At 72.6% G+C, this 15,447-nt stretch carries 16 protein-coding genes; 5 read left to right on the forward strand and 11 right to left on the reverse strand.

The genetic code is table 11. The annotated features are described in order from the left end of the window. Together TR46_RS39660 and TR46_RS20195 are read right to left on the reverse strand one after the other, a co-directional pair. Positions 1 to 567, reverse strand: a 567-nt coding sequence (locus tag TR46_RS39660) for a transglycosylase family protein (RefSeq protein WP_439654374.1), incomplete at its 3' end; no start/stop codon positions are given. A gap of 213 nt (positions 568 to 780) precedes the next feature. Further along, a complete protein-coding gene (locus TR46_RS20195; RefSeq protein WP_042403296.1) occupies positions 781 to 1,548 on the reverse strand; it encodes a LysM peptidoglycan-binding domain-containing protein in 768 nt (255 codons plus the stop codon). A gap of 574 nt (positions 1,549 to 2,122) precedes the next feature. Between TR46_RS20195 and TR46_RS20200 the strand changes: the two genes are divergently transcribed. Both TR46_RS20200 and TR46_RS43170 read left to right on the forward strand, forming a co-directional pair. Continuing rightward, complete coding sequence (locus TR46_RS20200) at positions 2,123 to 3,025, forward strand: DUF8842 C-terminal domain-containing protein (protein ID WP_042403200.1); 903 nt, start codon at positions 2,123 to 2,125, stop codon at positions 3,023 to 3,025. A gap of 175 nt (positions 3,026 to 3,200) precedes the next feature. Beyond that, positions 3,201 to 3,515 (forward strand): hypothetical protein, encoded by a 315-nt coding sequence (locus TR46_RS43170; protein ID WP_042403202.1) that lies wholly within the window; start codon positions 3,201 to 3,203, stop codon positions 3,513 to 3,515. A 121-nt stretch (positions 3,516 to 3,636) separates the two neighbouring features. Here the strand turns inward: TR46_RS43170 and der are convergent, their stop codons facing one another. From der to TR46_RS20225, 4 genes are all read right to left on the reverse strand, one after another. Further along, the gene (gene der / locus TR46_RS20210; protein WP_042403204.1) at positions 3,637 to 5,094 is read right to left on the reverse strand and encodes a ribosome biogenesis GTPase Der; all 1,458 of its coding nucleotides are present in this window, start codon (positions 5,092 to 5,094) and stop codon (positions 3,637 to 3,639) included. Positions 5,095 to 5,205: 111 nt separating this feature from the next. Beyond that, on the reverse strand, positions 5,206 to 5,913 hold the full coding sequence (gene cmk, locus TR46_RS20215) for a (d)CMP kinase (RefSeq protein WP_042403205.1): 708 nt from the start codon (positions 5,911 to 5,913) through the stop codon (positions 5,206 to 5,208). Between the two features lie 61 nt (positions 5,914 to 5,974). Then, positions 5,975 to 7,066: a prephenate dehydrogenase gene (locus TR46_RS20220; RefSeq protein ID WP_042403207.1), complete on the reverse strand. Its 1,092-nt coding sequence runs from the start codon at positions 7,064 to 7,066 to the stop codon at positions 5,975 to 5,977. A 256-nt stretch (positions 7,067 to 7,322) separates the two neighbouring features. Next, positions 7,323 to 8,336 (reverse strand): DMT family transporter, encoded by a 1,014-nt coding sequence (locus TR46_RS20225; protein ID WP_084718752.1) that lies wholly within the window; start codon positions 8,334 to 8,336, stop codon positions 7,323 to 7,325. On the opposite strand from TR46_RS20225, the gene TR46_RS20230 reads away from it, so the two are divergent. Continuing rightward, a complete protein-coding gene (locus tag TR46_RS20230) occupies positions 8,335 to 9,819 on the forward strand; it encodes an aminotransferase-like domain-containing protein (protein ID WP_084718753.1) in 1,485 nt (494 codons plus the stop codon). The two genes, TR46_RS20225 and TR46_RS20230, sit on opposite strands and share 2 nt — an antisense overlap. On the opposite strand, the gene TR46_RS20235 is transcribed toward TR46_RS20230, so the two are convergent. Further along, a complete protein-coding gene (locus TR46_RS20235) occupies positions 9,796 to 10,920 on the reverse strand; it encodes an aminopeptidase P family protein (protein ID WP_042403209.1) in 1,125 nt (374 codons plus the stop codon). The two genes, TR46_RS20230 and TR46_RS20235, sit on opposite strands and share 24 nt — an antisense overlap. A 107-nt stretch (positions 10,921 to 11,027) precedes the next feature. Between TR46_RS20235 and TR46_RS20240 the strand changes: the two genes are divergently transcribed. Continuing rightward, on the forward strand, positions 11,028 to 11,390 hold the full coding sequence (locus TR46_RS20240; RefSeq protein WP_042403211.1) for a DUF952 domain-containing protein: 363 nt from the start codon (positions 11,028 to 11,030) through the stop codon (positions 11,388 to 11,390). A 172-nt stretch (positions 11,391 to 11,562) separates the two neighbouring features. Here the strand turns inward: TR46_RS20240 and TR46_RS20245 are convergent, their stop codons facing one another. After that, on the reverse strand, positions 11,563 to 11,883 hold the full coding sequence (locus TR46_RS20245) for a hypothetical protein (RefSeq protein WP_042403214.1): 321 nt from the start codon (positions 11,881 to 11,883) through the stop codon (positions 11,563 to 11,565). A 97-nt stretch (positions 11,884 to 11,980) separates the two neighbouring features. Here TR46_RS20245 and TR46_RS20250 point away from each other — a divergent pair, with 97 nt between their 5' ends. Further along, positions 11,981 to 12,172: a DUF4236 domain-containing protein gene (locus TR46_RS20250; protein ID WP_042403217.1), complete on the forward strand. Its 192-nt coding sequence runs from the start codon at positions 11,981 to 11,983 to the stop codon at positions 12,170 to 12,172. A 95-nt stretch (positions 12,173 to 12,267) separates the two neighbouring features. Here TR46_RS20250 and TR46_RS20255 read toward each other — a convergent pair whose 3' ends face one another. From TR46_RS20255 to TR46_RS20265, 3 genes are all read right to left on the reverse strand, one after another. Continuing rightward, on the reverse strand, positions 12,268 to 13,761 hold the full coding sequence (locus TR46_RS20255) for an MFS transporter (RefSeq protein WP_042403218.1): 1,494 nt from the start codon (positions 13,759 to 13,761) through the stop codon (positions 12,268 to 12,270). A gap of 91 nt (positions 13,762 to 13,852) precedes the next feature. Beyond that, positions 13,853 to 14,437 (reverse strand): TetR/AcrR family transcriptional regulator, encoded by a 585-nt coding sequence (locus TR46_RS20260; RefSeq protein WP_042403220.1) that lies wholly within the window; start codon positions 14,435 to 14,437, stop codon positions 13,853 to 13,855. 18 nt (positions 14,438 to 14,455) lie between these two features. Then, the coding region (locus tag TR46_RS20265; protein WP_063770636.1) for a pseudouridine synthase at positions 14,456 to 15,447 on the reverse strand (992 nt) is incomplete at its 5' end.

Raw genomic sequence — 15,447 nt, forward strand, 5'->3', positions numbered from 1 at the left:
CGTCGGCACGGGCTTGGCCGTCGGCTTCGGCACTGGCTTCGCCGTCGGCGTCGGCGTCGGCACGGGCTTGGCCGTCGGCTTCGGCACTGGCTTCGGCGTCGGTTTGGGCACGGGCGTCGGCTTCGGCACTGGCTTCGGCGTCGGCGTCGGCGTCGGCACGGGCTTCGGCGTCGGTTTGGGCACGGGCGTCGGCTTCGGCTTGGGTTTGGGCGTGGGCCTTGGTACCGGGATCGGGTTCAGTAGGCCCAGTTGGCGTGCGCAGGAAGGCCAGGCGTCCCAGCCCTGCCGGCTGAGGATCTTCTCTGCGACCGCGATCTGCTGCTTCTTGGTGGCCCGGTCGGGTCGGGTCGCATAGGCCGTGCCGCCGGCCTCGCGCCAGGTCTCCAGTGAGATCTGCACACCGCCGTAGTAGCCGTTGCCGGTGTTGATGTGCCAGTTCCCGCTGCTCTCGCACGCGGCAAGCGAATCCCAGACGGCCGTGGTCACCCGCGCGGGCGCAGGCCCCACCACCGCGTCGCTCCCGTCCGGTTGGGCCAGTGCCCAGAGCAGCAACGTCGCGGTCGTCACGGTCAGCAGCAGTCGCCGTATACCCACGGCGGACGACGCTACGTTCCTTCGGCACATCATCTGACGAACCGACAGAACGCCACGCCGCAGCCTCACCCGGTCGGCGGCGGCAGCGGCGGCGGTAACGCCCGAAGGCGTGGCACCCCGTGCGGGGGCCACGCCTTCGGTTCAAACAGGTGAAGCGGGTGGAGCAGATGGATCAGCAGACCGGCGTCAACCGATGGTCAGCGTCTGGCCCACGTAGATCAGGTTCGGGTTGGAACCCACGGTGCTCTTGTTCTCCTGGTACAGCTTCTGCCAGGAGGTGCCGTTCGCAGCGGCGATCGCGCTCAGGGTGTCACCGGACTTGACGGTGTACGAGGCGCCCGAGGCGGTGGAGGTGCTGGCAGCCGGGCTGGACGAGCTGCTCGAGTCGCTGGAGCTGGTCGAGGTGCTCGGGGTGCTCGCCTTGCTGCTGTAGCTGGAGCTGTTGTCAGCGGAGGAGCTGTAGTTGCTGGAGTGGTGCGAGCTGCTGGAGCTGCTGGAGCTGCCCGAGCCGGTGCTCGTGCTCGCGGACGAGGAGGTGTTCGCGCTGCCCTGGCTCAGACCGGCCTGCGGGCCGCAGACGGGCCAGGCACCGGGGCCCTGCGAGGCCAGGACCTTCTCGGCCACGGCGATCTGCTGGCTCTTGGAGGCCTGGTCGGCGCTGGACGCGTAGGCGGTACCGCCGTAGGCGGCCCAGGTGGAATCGGAGAACTGCAGGCCACCGTAGTAGCCGTTGCCGGTGTTGATGCTCCAGTTGCCGGTGCTCTCGCACTGCGCGACGGCGTCCCAGGTGGACGTGTCGGCGGCGGACGCGGAGGTGGCGGTAACCAGACCGGCCACGGGGGCGGCGACGACCACACCGGCAAGGACGGCGGCCCGGAGGCGGCTCTTCTTGCGGCCGCCATGGGTCTCGGTGGCGGCGGTGCGGGCAGCGTCGGTCTCGCGGCGGAAGATCATGAAGTCCCTCTCGACAGCCCCGGCCGGGCCCACGGGCAGCGCTTTGCAAGCGCCGCATCCGTCCATGGACCCGGTTCTGCGGGACGGCCGGCAGCACGGGAGTGTGCGCCTGGCCGTCCCGGTACCAGCCACTCACCACCGACCTGTCCTGCGGCGGCGGGCGCGCTCCCCCGGGGTGACCGAGGAGGCGTACAGAGGCGGGCGAACCCGGGTGGTGCTCGTTGCACCGGTGTCCGAACGTAGGCAACTCATGCTGCGCATTCAAATAATTTGGTGTATATGCAGATCAGCCGGACGTTACCGGAGGTATCGATCATCGAATGTCCAGCGATTGGCACCATATGGGAGGTTTTGGACAAGATCGAAAGGGTATTCCGTGGGGTCCGCCACACAGCCGACCGAGTGAACTGACCCACATTGTCGACTTGCAGTCACCGCTGACCTGCGGTGAGTGATTTTTCGACCGGCCGTTCCCCTGCCCGACCGGCCTCAACCGTGACCTGCCGCACACCCGGTCCGTTTGTCATCACGGCTGGGGCAGCACCGCGCCGCCCCTGTGACCCAAGGAGTGTTCGTGCCGCGTTTGATCGACGTCAGCGACGAGGTCCGTGCCGAGATCGGCGACGACGAGGCGGACCGCCTGCTCACCGGAGTCACCGCCCCGGACCGTTACGACTGCACCTCCTGCCGGGCGCCGGGCGATGTCACAGTGGAGCAGACGGCGACCGTGCTCTTCGTCGGCGAGGAGACCGCGGTCCTCGCCTTCGCCCATTCCCGCTGCATCCCCTCCCAGGTGGTGCCCGTCGCCGAGGAGCAGCTGCTCGGCGCGGTCCGCAGCATCGGCCAGGCGGCCGGCGGCCTGTCCCCCGTGGCGGCCGGAGCCCCCGTCCAGAGCCAGACCTCCTACCCCTACCCGGCCGCCGGACAGCAGCCCGAGCCGCAGGCGGCCGCTCCCGTGCCGTCCGGCGTTCCCGCGCCGCGACAGCAGGACGCCGCCGTCCTCGGCGTCACCTGCGGTCTGGTGCTCAGTCAGGAGGGGCCCTACGCCGGGGTTCCGCGGGCCGCGCTGGTGGTGGAGCCGACCGGACCGGTCGGCCGCCCCGGCGACGAGTCGGGCGAGGACCACTTCACCGACCTGCTGCTGGACCACGGCTTCGGACCGGTCCCCGACGTGGAGCAGTCGCCGGTGCCGCTGCCGGGCTGGTCGGTGCTGATGGCCATGGGGCAGCTGCACGCGATCCTGCAGCCGTCCCCCCAGGGCAGCGGCACCGTCGCCTGGTGGCAGGCGCACGTCCCGCTCCAGGTCACCGACGCCTGGCGGGCCGCCGCCACCCAGCAGGGCGAGGTGCTGATGTACGCGGCCCCGGCCGGGAGCGTGGGCCGGCAGCCCCGGGAGGACCTGCTGCGGCAGGCGATGGACGCCGCGGCCCGGCGCGGCCTGCTGATCGGCGCGGTACTGCCCCTGGCGGGAACCTGAGCCGCACCACCCCCTGGGCTCCCCGCCCAGCGCGCCCCACCGCGCCCGCGCCCGCTCCCACACCCCGCTCCGCCCCCCGGCGCACGTACGGCGCCGCGCGCTCCGGAGACGAACAATCCGGTACCCGACCGCGGGCGCCCCGCATCCCGCGGGGCGCCCGGTCGTTGGCCATGACGTGCAGACCTTCAGCTCCTTCCCGCCGCCCCGCTGGGCCACCGGCCATGTGCCGCCGAGCGCCCCGCTGATGCCCCACCCGCGTTCGCACGAGGCCGAGCCCGCCTCCAGTACGCCCATCTACGATGCGCTGTACTCGGAGTTCCGCCGCCTCTTCCGCGCTCTTCCGGGTGACCGCTCCGGCGAGGAGGACCTGCGCTTCACCGGCTTCGGCCACTACTACCCGGGCAGCGAGTACGCCGCGCAGGGTTACCCCGCGCCTAGCGGGGCGGGCCGCCACCGCAGCTACCTCTCGCTCCCGCCGGGGCGCGGCTGAGCCCCGGCGGAACCACGCGGAGAGGGCCTTGTGCGACTGCCGCACAAGGCCCTCTCCGAATGTTCCGCACGCCGCAACTGCTTAACGTGCTACTTCTCCAGCTCCTGCGGCTTCGCCACTGCTACTTCTTACGGCCGCGCTTCTCGCGCACCCGCACGCTGATGGAGATCGGCGTGCCGACGAAGCCGAACTCCTCACGCAGCCGTCGCTCGACGAAGCGCCGGTAGCCGGCCTCGATGAAGCCCGAGGCGAAGAGCACGAACCGCGGCGGCTTGGCGCCGGCCTGGGTGCCGAACAGGATGCGGGGCTGCTTCCCACCGCGCACCGGGTGCGGGTGGGCGGCGACCAGCTCGCCGAGGAAGGCGTTCAGCCTGGCCGTGGGGATCCGCGTCTCCCAGCCCTCCAGCGCCGTCTCGATCGCCGGGACCAGCTTCTCCATGTGCCGGCCGGTCAGCGCGGAGACGTTGACCCGGGGCGCCCACTGGACCTGGACCAGGTCCTGCTCGATCTCCCGCTCCAGGTAGTAGCGGCGCTCCTCGTCGAGCTGGTCCCACTTGTTGTAGGCGACGACGACCGCGCGGCCGGACTCCACGGCCATCGAGATGATCCGGGTGTCCTGCTCGGCCAGGGTCTCGCTGGCGTCGATCAGGACCACCGCGACCTCGGCCTTCTCCAGCGCGGCCGAGGTGCGCAGCGAGGCGTAGAAGTCGGCGCCGGCCGTCTGGTGCACGCGGCGGCGGATGCCGGCGGTGTCGATGAACTTCCAGGTCTTGCCGCCGAGCTCGATCAGCTCGTCGACCGGGTCGCGGGTGGTGCCGGCCAGCTCGTTGACGACGACCCGGTCCTCCTTGGCGACCTTGTTCAGCAGGCTGGACTTGCCGACGTTGGGACGGCCGATCAGCGCGACCCGGCGCGGGCCGCCGAGCGGCTCGCCGCCGAAGGTCTGCTCCGGCGCGGGCGGCAGCTTGTCCAGGATGGCGTCCAGCAGATCGCCGGAGCCGCGGCCGTGCAGTGCCGAGACCGGGTACGGCTCGCCGAGGCCCAGCGACCACAGCATCGCCGCGTCGGCCTCTCCGGAGAGCCCGTCCACCTTGTTGGCGCAGAGCACCACCGGCTTGCCGGACCGGCGGATCAGCTTGACCAGCGCCTCGTCGGTGTCGGTCGCGCCGACGGTGGCGTCCACCACGAACAGCACCGCGTCCGAGGTCTCGATGCCCAGTTCGGCCTGCGCGGCCACCATGGCGTCCAGGCCGAAGACGTCGATCTCCCAGCCGCCCGTGTCGACCAGCCGGAAGCGGCGGCCGTTCCAGGTCGCCTCGTACTGGACCCGGTCCCGGGTGACGCCGGGCTTGTCCTCGACGACCGCCTCGCGGCGGCCGATGATCCGGTTGACCAGGGTCGACTTGCCGACATTGGGGCGGCCGACGACGGCCAGCACCGGCAGCGGGCCGGCCTCCGACAGGTCGCCGATCTCCTCGGCGTCGAAGCCCTCCTCGGCGGCGAGTGCCATGAACTCGGCGTAGTCCGCCGAGTCCAGGTCACCGTGGCCGGCGTTGCCGCCGACGTTCTCGTTGCTCATGGTGCGGTGCCAACTCTCGTTCGTCAGACGCCCGGGAGGGGCGCGCAAAAGCTTCGGGTACTGCGGGTGGCCGGGTGGGGCCGGCCTGGACGGGGCCGGGCCTGGACGGGGCTAGGCCTGGACGGTCCGGGCGCGGTCCCGTACCAGGCCCATGATGTGGCCGATGACCTCTTCCGGGTCCATCTCGCTGGTGTCGACCTCGATCGCGTCGTCGGCCATGGCCAGCGGCGAGGTGGCCCGTCCGGAGTCGGCGGCGTCGCGGCGCTCGATGTCCGCGAGGATCGCCGCGATGCCGGCCGGGTCGGCCACCCCCAGTTGCGCGGCCCTGCGGGCGGCGCGGGTGGTGGCGGAGGCGGTGAGGAAGACCTTGAGGTCCGCCCCGGGGAAGACCACGGTGCCCATGTCGCGCCCCTCGGCGACGATCCCGCGCGGGGCCGCGGCGGCCGAACCGCGCTGCAGGTCGACCAGCCGGGTGCGCACCTCGGGCACGGCCGAGACGGCCGAGACCGCGGCGGTGACCTCGGGGCCGCGGATCGGCCCGGAGACGTCCACGCCGTCGACGGTGATCGTCGGCCCGTCCGCGTCCGTGCCGGAGAGGATCACCGGCTTGGTCGAGGCGTTCGCCACGGCCTCGGCGTCGTCGACGTCCACGCCGTTCTGCAGCAGCCAGTAGGTCATCGCCCGGTACATCGCGCCGGTGTCCAGGAAGCTGAGCCCCAGCCGGTGGGCGATCTCACGGGAGACGGTGGACTTGCCGGTACCGGCCGGGCCGTCGAGGACGACGATCACCGGAGCATCCGAACGGTCGGCTGTTTCCACGGTGACAACGTCCTCTTCTTCTCTTCGCAAGGCGCGATACGGCAGGGGTCCACCCCCAAGGTTACCGGTCCGAACGCACCCGCCAGCCCCGCTCCTGCAGCGCCGCCGTCAGCACGCCCGCCGCGGCGGGCGCGACCATCAGCTGCACCAGGCCGACCTGCTGCCCGGTCGAGTGCTCGATCAGCACGTCCTCGATGTTCACCCCGACCCGCCCGGCCTCGGCGAACAGCCGCGCCAGCTCGCCCGGCTGGTCGCCGATGACCACCACGACCGTCTCATACCGGGTGGGCGGCGCCCCGTGCTTGCCCGGGATCCGGGCCCGGCCCGCGTTGCCCCGGCGCAGCACGTCCGCGACGGCCAGGGCGCCCTGCTCCCGCTTGGCCTCGTCCGCGGCCTGCAGCGCCCGCAGCCCGGCGACCGCCCCGCCGAGGTCGGCGGCCAACTCCTCCAGGATGTCGGCGACCACTCCGGCGTTGGCGCTGAGGATCTCCACCCACATCAGCGGATTGGACCCGGCGATCCGGGTGGTGTCCCTGATCCCCGGTCCTGCCAGCCGGACCGCGTTCTCCTCGGCGTGCTCCAGCCGCGCCGCGACCAGGCTGGCGAGCACCTGCGGGGTGTGCGAGACCAGTGCGACGGCGCGGTCGTGGGCGACGGCGTCCATCACCACCGGGACCGCCCCGCACAGCGCCACCAGTTCCAGCGCGGCGTTCAGGGTGTCGGTGTCGGTCTCCGGAGTCGGCGTCAGCACCCAGGTGCGGCCCTCGAACAGGTCGGCCCGGGCGGCCAGCGGTCCGTTCCGCTCGGCGCCGGCCATCGGGTGGCTGCCGATGTAGTGGACGGTGTCGCAGCCCAGTGCGGCGATGTCCTGGCGCGGCCCCGCCTTCACGCTGGCGACGTCGGTGTACCAGCGGGCCAGGTTCTGCCGCTGGCAGTCGGCCAGCACCGAGGCGATCATCGCGGGCGGCACGGCGATGATCGCCAGGTCCACCGGCCCCTCCGGCTCCTCCGCCGTGCCCGCTCCCAGCGACGCCGCGGTGCGGACGGCGTCGGGGTCGGCATCGCGCAGGTGCACGGTTATCCCGCGCGCGCTCAGCGCGAGCGCGGCAGAGGTGCCGATCAGTCCGGTGCCGATCACGGCGGCGGTGCGCATGGCGGGCTACGTCCTCGGGCTCAGGGGGCGGGTGCGGCGCAGGTTGCGCTCCCCATGATTCCGTATGGCCGGGCCCGGCAGCGAGTCCGTTCCGGCGGCGGGCGTGCAGGCGGGCGCATACAAGCGGACGCATGCGGGGCGGCGCGTGCGGACCGGGCCGGAGGCGCAGACCGGCCCGGGCCGCCGGGCCGAGGGGACCGCAGGACGCCGGGAGACTCCCGCGCGGCGCCCGGGCGCAGCGTCCTGCTGGTTCAGCCTAGTCCGGCCGCCCGCCATTCGAAACGACGGGTCCACCTGTCAAGACGGTCGTAGCGGCGGGCCTGGTCACGGCGGTGCGCCGGGCACCGACCCGCTGGGTGATGGCGATGCATCCGAGCACCAGTACCGCCGCGGCCGGCGCGGCCGGCGGCAGCCGCTCCCCCAGCAGCAGTACGGACCACAGCAGCGTCAGCAGCGGCTGGGCCAACTGCAGTTGGCTGGCCCTGGGCACCCCGATCGCCGCCATCCCCCGGTACCAGAGCACAAAGCCGCCGAACTGGGAGACCGCTGCCAGATAACCGACCCCGACCACCGCGTGGGCGGTCAGGCCGACCGGTTCGACCGCCGGCGCGACCGCGGCGGTCACCGCGGTGAGCGGCAGCGCCGCCACCACGGCCCAGGCGATCACCTGCCATCCGGGCAGGTCCCGGGCCAGCCTGCCGCCCTCGGCGTAGCCCACCGCGCACACCAGCAGCGCCGCGACCAGGTACAGGTCGGCGCCGGTCGGACGGCCGTGGTTCTGCAGCAGGGTGAACGCCGCGACGACGACCGCGCCCGCCACTGCCGCACCCCAGTAGGAGCGGGACAGTCGGGTACGGCTCCGTAGCGCCGACACCACCGCGGTGGCCAGCGGCAGCACCCCGATCACCACGGCCGAATGGGCCGAGCCGGCGGTCTGCAGTGCGAACGTGGTGAGCAGCGGGAAGCCGACCACGCAGCCGAGCGCCACCGCGGCCAGGCCCCGCCAGTGCCGCCGCTCGGGCACCGGTACCCGCCCGCCGACCAGGCAGCCGAGCGCCAGCAGCCCTGCCAGCACGCCGCGGAGGCCGGTGACCGTCCAGGGGCCGAGGCCACGGCCCCCATCCAGGGCCCAGTCGGTGGCCGGAAAGCTGAAGGAGAAGGAAAGGACGCCCAGCCCGGCCAGCAGCACCCCGGAACTGCTACCGGCACCGCCGCCCCAACCGCTACTGACCCTCCGCCAATTGCCGATACCGCTACTATGTTCTCTCATGAACGAGCGTAGCAGTGTCGCGGATCTCGCCGAAACCCTGCGCCGTGAGCTCCAGCGCTACCCGGACGGCCGGATGCTTCCGTCCAGCCGCGCTCTGATGGCCCGTTACCAGGTCGGCCCGGGCACCGTCTCCCGGGCCGTCGCCGCGCTGGCCGCCGAGGGGCTGGTGGTCTCCCGTCCAGGCGCGGGCGTCTTCCGGGTCCGTCCGCGCGACGGCGTGGACCGGCGGGACGCGGACCTGTCCTGGCAGCAGGTGGCGCTCAGCGCCGGCAGCGGTGAGCGGGCCGTGGACGCGACCGGCGTGCTGGCCACGCTGACCGTCCCGCCCGCCGAGGTGATCGACCTCAGCGGCGGCTATCTGCACCCCTCGCTGCAGCCCGAGCGCGCTCTCGGCGCCGCCCTGGCCAGGGCCGGACGCCGGCCCGGCGCCTGGGGCAGGCCGCCGGTCGAGGGGCTGTCGGAGCTGCGGGCCTGGTTCGCCGCCGACATCTCCGGCCCCACCCAGGCCCTGGGCGCCGCGGACGTCCTGGTCGCGGCCGGCGGGCAGAGCGCGCTCAGCACCGCCCTAAGGGCCCTCGCCGCACCGGGGGCGCCGGTGCTGGTCGAGTCGCCGACCTACTACGGCATCCTCGCCATCGCCCGGGCCGCCGGACTGCGCCCGGTCCCCGTCCCGATGGACGCCGAGGGCGTGCGCACCGACCTGCTGGCGGACGCCTTCGCCGCCAGCGGCGCCCGGGTCTTCGTCTGCCAGCCGCTGTTCCAGAACCCGACCGGGGCGGTGCTGGCCCCGAAGCGCCGGGCCGAGGTTCTCCGGATCGCCCGCGCCGCAGGGGCGTTCGTGGTGGAGGACGACTTCGCCCGCAGACTCGCCCATGCCGACGCCCCCGCGTTGCCGCTGCCGCTGGCCACCGACGACCCGGACGGGGTGGTGGTGCACGTCCGCTCGCTGACCAAGGTGACCTCGGCCAGCCTGCGCGTCGCCGGTCTCAGCGCGCGCGGTCCCGCGCTGGAACGGCTGCGCTCGCTGCAGGCGGTGGACAGCTTCTTCGTCCCGCGCCCGCTCCAGGAGACCGCGCTGGAACTGGTCGCCGCCCCGGCCTGGCGCACCCATCTGCGCACCGTCGCCGGCGCGCTGCGGGACCGCAGGCAGGCGCTGGCCCTCCCGTTGCGGGAGCACCTGGCCGGTCCGGCCCCGCTGGGCAGCTACCAGCTGTGGCTGCGGCTGCCGGACGGCGCCGACGAGGCCGCGATCACCGCCGCGGCCTACCGCGCGGGCGTCTCGGTCACCCCCGGACGCGCCTACTTCCCGGCCGAGCCCCCGGCCCCGCATCTGCGGGTCAGCTTCGCCGGCGCCGCCGGGGTGCGGCAACTCTCGGACGGGGCCGAGCTGTTGAACCGGGTGCTGGCCGAGGCGGAAGCGGCGCGGTCGCGGAGGCCGTCGGCAGGGTCGTCGCGGGGCTCAGAGCACCCGGAGGTCACGTGAGGTCAGGTTGAGGCGTTCGCCGCCGTCCTCCGTGCAGACCGCGATGTCCTCGATCCGGGCCCCGTACAGGCCCGGAAGGTAGATGCCCGGCTCGACCGAGAAGGCCATGCCGGACTCCAGCGGCCGGGCCGACCCGGCGACGATGTAGGGCTCCTCGTGGGTCTCCAGGCCGATGCCGTGGCCGGTGCGGTGGATGAACTGCTCCCCGTACCCGGCCTCGGCGATGATCTCCCGGCCCACCGCGTCCAGCCGCTCGGCGGTGATCCCGGGCCGGATCGACTCGCACTGCGCGGTCTGCGCCGCCCGCAGCACCCCGAAGGCCCGCAGATAGTCCGCCGGGGCCGGGCCCAGGCAGTAGTTGCGGGTCGAGTCGGAGCAGTAGCCCGACGGCATGGTGCCGCCGATGTCGACCACCACCGGCTCCCCGGCCTGGATCACCCGGTCGGACAGCTCATGGTGCGGGCTGGCGCCGTTCGGCCCCGAGCCGACGATCACGAAGTCGACGGTCTCATGGCCGGCCGCGAGGATGGCGTCGGCGATGTCCTTGCCCACCTCGCGCTCGGTCCGCCCGGGCCGCAGCCACTCCCCCACCGCGTCGTGCACCGCGTCGATGGCCGCGCCCGCGGCCCGCAGCGCAGCGACCTCGGCTGCGGACTTGCGCATCCGCAGCGCCCCGAGCACCTCGCCGGCCAGCTCCTGCTCCACCCCCGGCAGCGCCGACCGCAGCGCCAGCACCTTCTCCGCCCACATGTGGTTGTCCAGCCCGACCCGGCGCAGCCCGGCCGCCGCCGAGGGCAGCCGGGAGGCGATCAGCGCGTACGGGTCCTCGGTCTCCCGCCAGCCGACGATCTCCACGTCCAGCGCGCCCGCCGGCGAGGCCTCGGCGGCGGGTTGCTCCAGCAGCGGCACCACCAGGAAGGGCTCCCCGGCCGCCGGGGCGACCAGGCAGGTCAGCCGCTCCAGCGGCAGTGCCTGGTACCCGGTCAGATAGCGCAGGTCGGGTCCGGGCGAGACCAGCAGGGCGTCCAGACCGGCGTCGGCGGCGGCCTTCTGCGCACGGACGATCCGGTCGAGGGGGTAGAGCTCAGTGTCATGGGCCATGGCGCCCAGTCCACCATGCGGACAGGGCCGCTGCCAGTGCGCCGCCGGTGCGCCGCGGGTCTGCGCAAGGGGTGATCCGGAGCGCGGGGATCAGGTACAAATGGGAGATGATTCTGCACCTGACGACGCTCGACGGCTGGCTGGCGCACCCCGACCGCCCCTACGCCACGGCCTCGCTGGCGTTGGAGGGCTTCATCCACTGCTCGCCCGACGAACCGTCCGTCCTGGCCGTGGCCAACGACCGCTTCGCCGGGACCCAGGGACCGCTGATGGTCCTGCTGATCGACGAGGACGCCCTGGACTCCCCGGTCCGCTGGGAGGCTGCCGCCCCGACCCCGCCGCCCGGTGCCTCCGGCACCACGCTATTCCCCCACATCTACGGCCCGGTCAACCGGTCGGCCGTCGCCGGGATGCTGGAAGTCGAACGCGACGCGGCGGGGCGGTGGGCCACGCTGGCGGCGTGGAGCTAAGTGGTTGCCGCGGGACCTTTGCTGCGGACCGTGGTGGGCTGGTCGCGCAGTTCCCCGCGCCCCTGGGGCCTGCAACTGAATCACAGTGGGCCAGCTGCACCTACCTAGCGGCGCGGGGAACTGCGCGACAGGCCGCTTACGGTCCGCAGCCGACCATCCGTCGCGCCGTCACCTACGCCGGTTCGGGCTCGAAGACGTGCAGCGCCTCCGACTCCGGGCCGTAGAGGATGACCCTGGACGGCGGGATCTTCCCCTCCGTCACGAAGTAGGCATGGATCTCGCCGAAGGCGCCGTTCAGCGCCGCCACCGTCTCGGCACTCGGGAAGGCGGCCCCAAGCCAGTGCGCGGCGAGCTCCCAGCGGACCCCCGTGTCGTTGTCCCGCGGCGCCGTCGGCTCGGCCTCAAGACCCACTCCGTGCAGCACCCTCAGCAGGGCGTTCATGTCGTCCCCGTCGATGCGGACGAAGTTCTCTTCCACCAAGATCTCTGCCATGCCCGCTCAATACCCGCTGCCCAGGCGGTGAACCCGTCTCGACGGGGCAGGCGAGACTGCGAATCCGTCCAGGTGTGAACAGGTGAGGGAGCCTCAGATGCCCATCCGCTTCCACAAGTCCTTTCCGATCTTCCCCGGCGTCCGGCTGAACATCAACCGCCGTTCCCTGTCGGTGAGCGCCGGCGGCCGCCATGAGCACTACACCGTCAACAACCGCGGGCAGCGCACCGAATCGGTCGATCTCCCCGGCCCTTTCTCCTGGCGCCGGACCCGCAGCCGCTACCGCTGACAGACTGCTGACGGAACCACTGGCGAAATCCGGCAGCCCCGCCCTCCGAGGCGAACCGCTCTCGGCGGGCGGGGGCTGCCCAAGGTGACGTCGCGTCACATGTGGACGGCCGCCGGGGCGTCCGGGTCGACCGAGATGCGGCCGCGGCGGTAGAGCACGCCGGTGAGGACCAGGCCGACCACGAAGAAGCCGGCCGACCACCAGTAGGCGGTGCTGTAGCTGTGCAGTTGGGCCTGGGCCAGTGCGGCCGGGCTCGGCACCCTGCCCGCCAGATAGCTGGTGGCCGCGCTGGAGGCGAGGGTGTTAAGCAGCGCGGTGCCGATGGAGCCGCCGATCTGCTGCATGGTGTTGACGGTCGCCGAGGCGATGCCCGCGTCCGCCGGGTCGATCCGGTCGGTGGCCAGGCTCATCGCCGGCGGCATCACCAGGCCGAGACCGAAACCGGAGATCAGCAGCGCCGGCAGCACCGCGGTGGCGTAGCCGCTGTTCAGGTTGAGGCCGGTGAGCAGCACCATGCCCGCCGCGGCCAGGCCCATCCCCAGCGGCACCACCGGCTTGGGGCCGATCCTGGGGATCAGCACGATGGTGGATATCTGCGCGGTGACGATCAGCGCGCCGATCATCGGCAGGAACGCCAGCCCGGTGCTGACGGGGCTGTAGTGCAGCGAGACCTGCAGGTAGTAGGTCAGGAACAGGAACACCCCGAACATGCCCGCGCCGGAGATGCCGACGGCAAGGAACGAGGCGCCGCGGTTGCGGTCGAACAGCACCCGGAGCGGCAGCAGCGGGTGCGAGGCCCGTGTCTGCCACCAGCCGAAGGCGGCGATCAGCAGCCCGCCCGCAGCCAGGAAGCCCCAGGTCATCACGGAGGACCAGTGGTGCGTCTCGGCGTTGGAGAAGCCGTAGACCAGGCCGAACAGACCGACGGTGACCAGCAGGGTGCCGGGGATGTCCAGCTTGGGGCGGGCGGCCGGGGCGCCGCCCTTCAGCACGCTGAGGCCGCCGATGAAGGCGATCACCGCGAAGACCAGGTTGACGTAGAGGGTCCAGCGCCAGCTGAGGTGCTCGGTGAGCAGACCGCCGAGCAGCAGGCCGAGCCCGCCGCCGGCCCCGGCGATGGCACCGTAGATCCCGAACGCCTTGGCTCGCTCCTTGGCGTCGGTGAAGGTGGTGTTGAGCAGCGACAGCGCGGCGGGGGCGAGCAGGGCGCCGAACATGCCCTGCAGGGCCCGGCCGATGACCAGAACCTCGAAGTTGCCGGCCGCGCCGGCCAGCGCGGAGGCGATGGCGAAGCCGGCCACGCCGATCAGGAACACGGTCTTGCGGCCGATCAGGTCGGCCAGCCGCCCGCCGATCAGCAGCAGGCTGCCGAAGGCCAGCGAGTAGGCGGTGATGACCCACTGTCGGTCGCTGTCGTTGAAGCCGAGCGCGTGCTGGGCCGAGGGCAGGGCGATGTTCATCACGGTCGAGTCGAGCACGACCATCAGCTGGGCGAGGGCGATCACAGCCAGCACCCACCAGCGGTGCGTGGAGGCGGGCTCCACGCCGGACGGGGTGTCGGTGCGGGCACCGACGGTGGTCTGGGTCATGGCTTCTCCCCGAACGAAACGGTTTCGTACCCGTTCACGATATGACACCGCCTATCGAAACGCAAACGTTTCGATAGGCGGTGTCTGTGACTCAGGCGACACCCAGCGCGGGCAGGATCACCGCGTCGATGTAGCGGGACAGGTAGTCGCTGTCGGCGAAGCGGCCCTCCAGGAACTTCCGCGAGATCAGCGCACCGAACAGCATGTGCGCGAAGAACTCCAGGGCCGGGCTGTCCGGCGCGACCTCGCCCCGGGCGACCGCCCGCTGGACCACGGCCTCCAGCCGTGCCAGCTCCGGGGCGATCAGCATCTCCTGCAGCGCGGCTTCCAGCTCCGAGTTGGTGCCTGCGGCATGGCCGATCGCGGCCATGAACGCGGTGTCGTGCTCGGCCGCGTCACCGGCCTGGGCGGCCATCAGCTGCAGGTCCCCACGCAGGCTGCCGGTGTCGTCGTCGAGGACCTTCACCGGCCGGTGGTGCCGCATCGCGGCGGCCACCAGTTCCGGCTTCCCCTGCCACTGCCGGTACAGCGTGGCCTTGCTCGAATGGCTGCGGGCCGCGACGGCGTCCATGGTCATGGCCTCGTAGCCGACCTCGCGGACCAGGTCGATCACGGCCTGGTAGAGCTCGGCCTCCCGCTCACTGCTGAGCCGGGAACGGCGCACCGTCGCGGTCATCGCTGCCCCTCCTCGTCCCTACAGCCCGACGGCCTTCATCAGCTGCCCGACCTCGGGGTTGGTGAGGCGGCGCAGCCAGCCGGACTTCTGGTCGCCCAGCGCGATCGGGCCGAACTGCACCCGGACCAGCTTCTCGACGGGGTAGCCGGCCTCGGCCAGCAGCCGCCGCACGATGTGCTTGCGGCCCTCGTGCAGGCTGACCTCGACCAGGTAGTTCTTGCCGACGTTCTGGACCACCTTGAAGCTGTCGGCCCGGGCCCAGCCGTCCTCCAGCTCCACGCCCTTGGCCAGCTGCTTGCCCAGGTCGCGCGGGATCGGGCCCTGGATCGCGGCCAGGTACGTCTTGGTGACGCCGTACTTGGGGTGGGTCAGCCGGTGCGCCAGCTCGCCGTGGTTGGTGAGCAGGATGATGCCCTCGGTCTCGGTGTCCAGCCGGCCCACGTGGAACAGCCGGGTCTCCCGGTTGTTCACGTAGTCGCCCAGGCACTGGCGGCCGTCCGGGTCCTCCATGGTGGCCACCACGCCGGCCGGCTTGTTCAGCGCGAAGAACAGGTAGGACTGGGTGGCCACGGTCAGGCCGTCCACCTTGATCTCGTCGTGGGCCGCGTCGACGCGCTTGCCCTGCTCGCGCACGAGCCGGCCGTTGACCTCGACCCGGCCCTGCTCGATCAGCTCCTCGCAGGCGCGACGGCTGCCCATGCCGGCCCGGGCCAGCACCTTCTGCAGCCGCTCGCCCTCGGGCTCGCCATGGGTCTTCGGCAGCTTCACGGCCGGCTTGTCGTGCCGGGCCCGCACCGCGTCCTCGACCTTGGCCTGCAGCTCCCGCGAGCGCACCGGCTTGGCCGGACCGCGCTTGGCGCCGGCCCCGCCGCCCAGGCCGCCGGGGCGGATCTGGCCGACCGAACGGCCCGCGCCGGGCGCCTTGGCGCCGAACTCGGGACGGTCGTAGGAGCGCTGCTCGGGACGCGGCGCCTCCTTCTCCCAGCCGCTGCCGCTGCGGCGCTGGTTGC

The sequence above is a fragment of the Streptacidiphilus carbonis genome (genome assembly GCF_000787775.1).
Classification (GTDB): domain Bacteria; phylum Actinomycetota; class Actinomycetes; order Streptomycetales; family Streptomycetaceae; genus Streptacidiphilus; species Streptacidiphilus carbonis.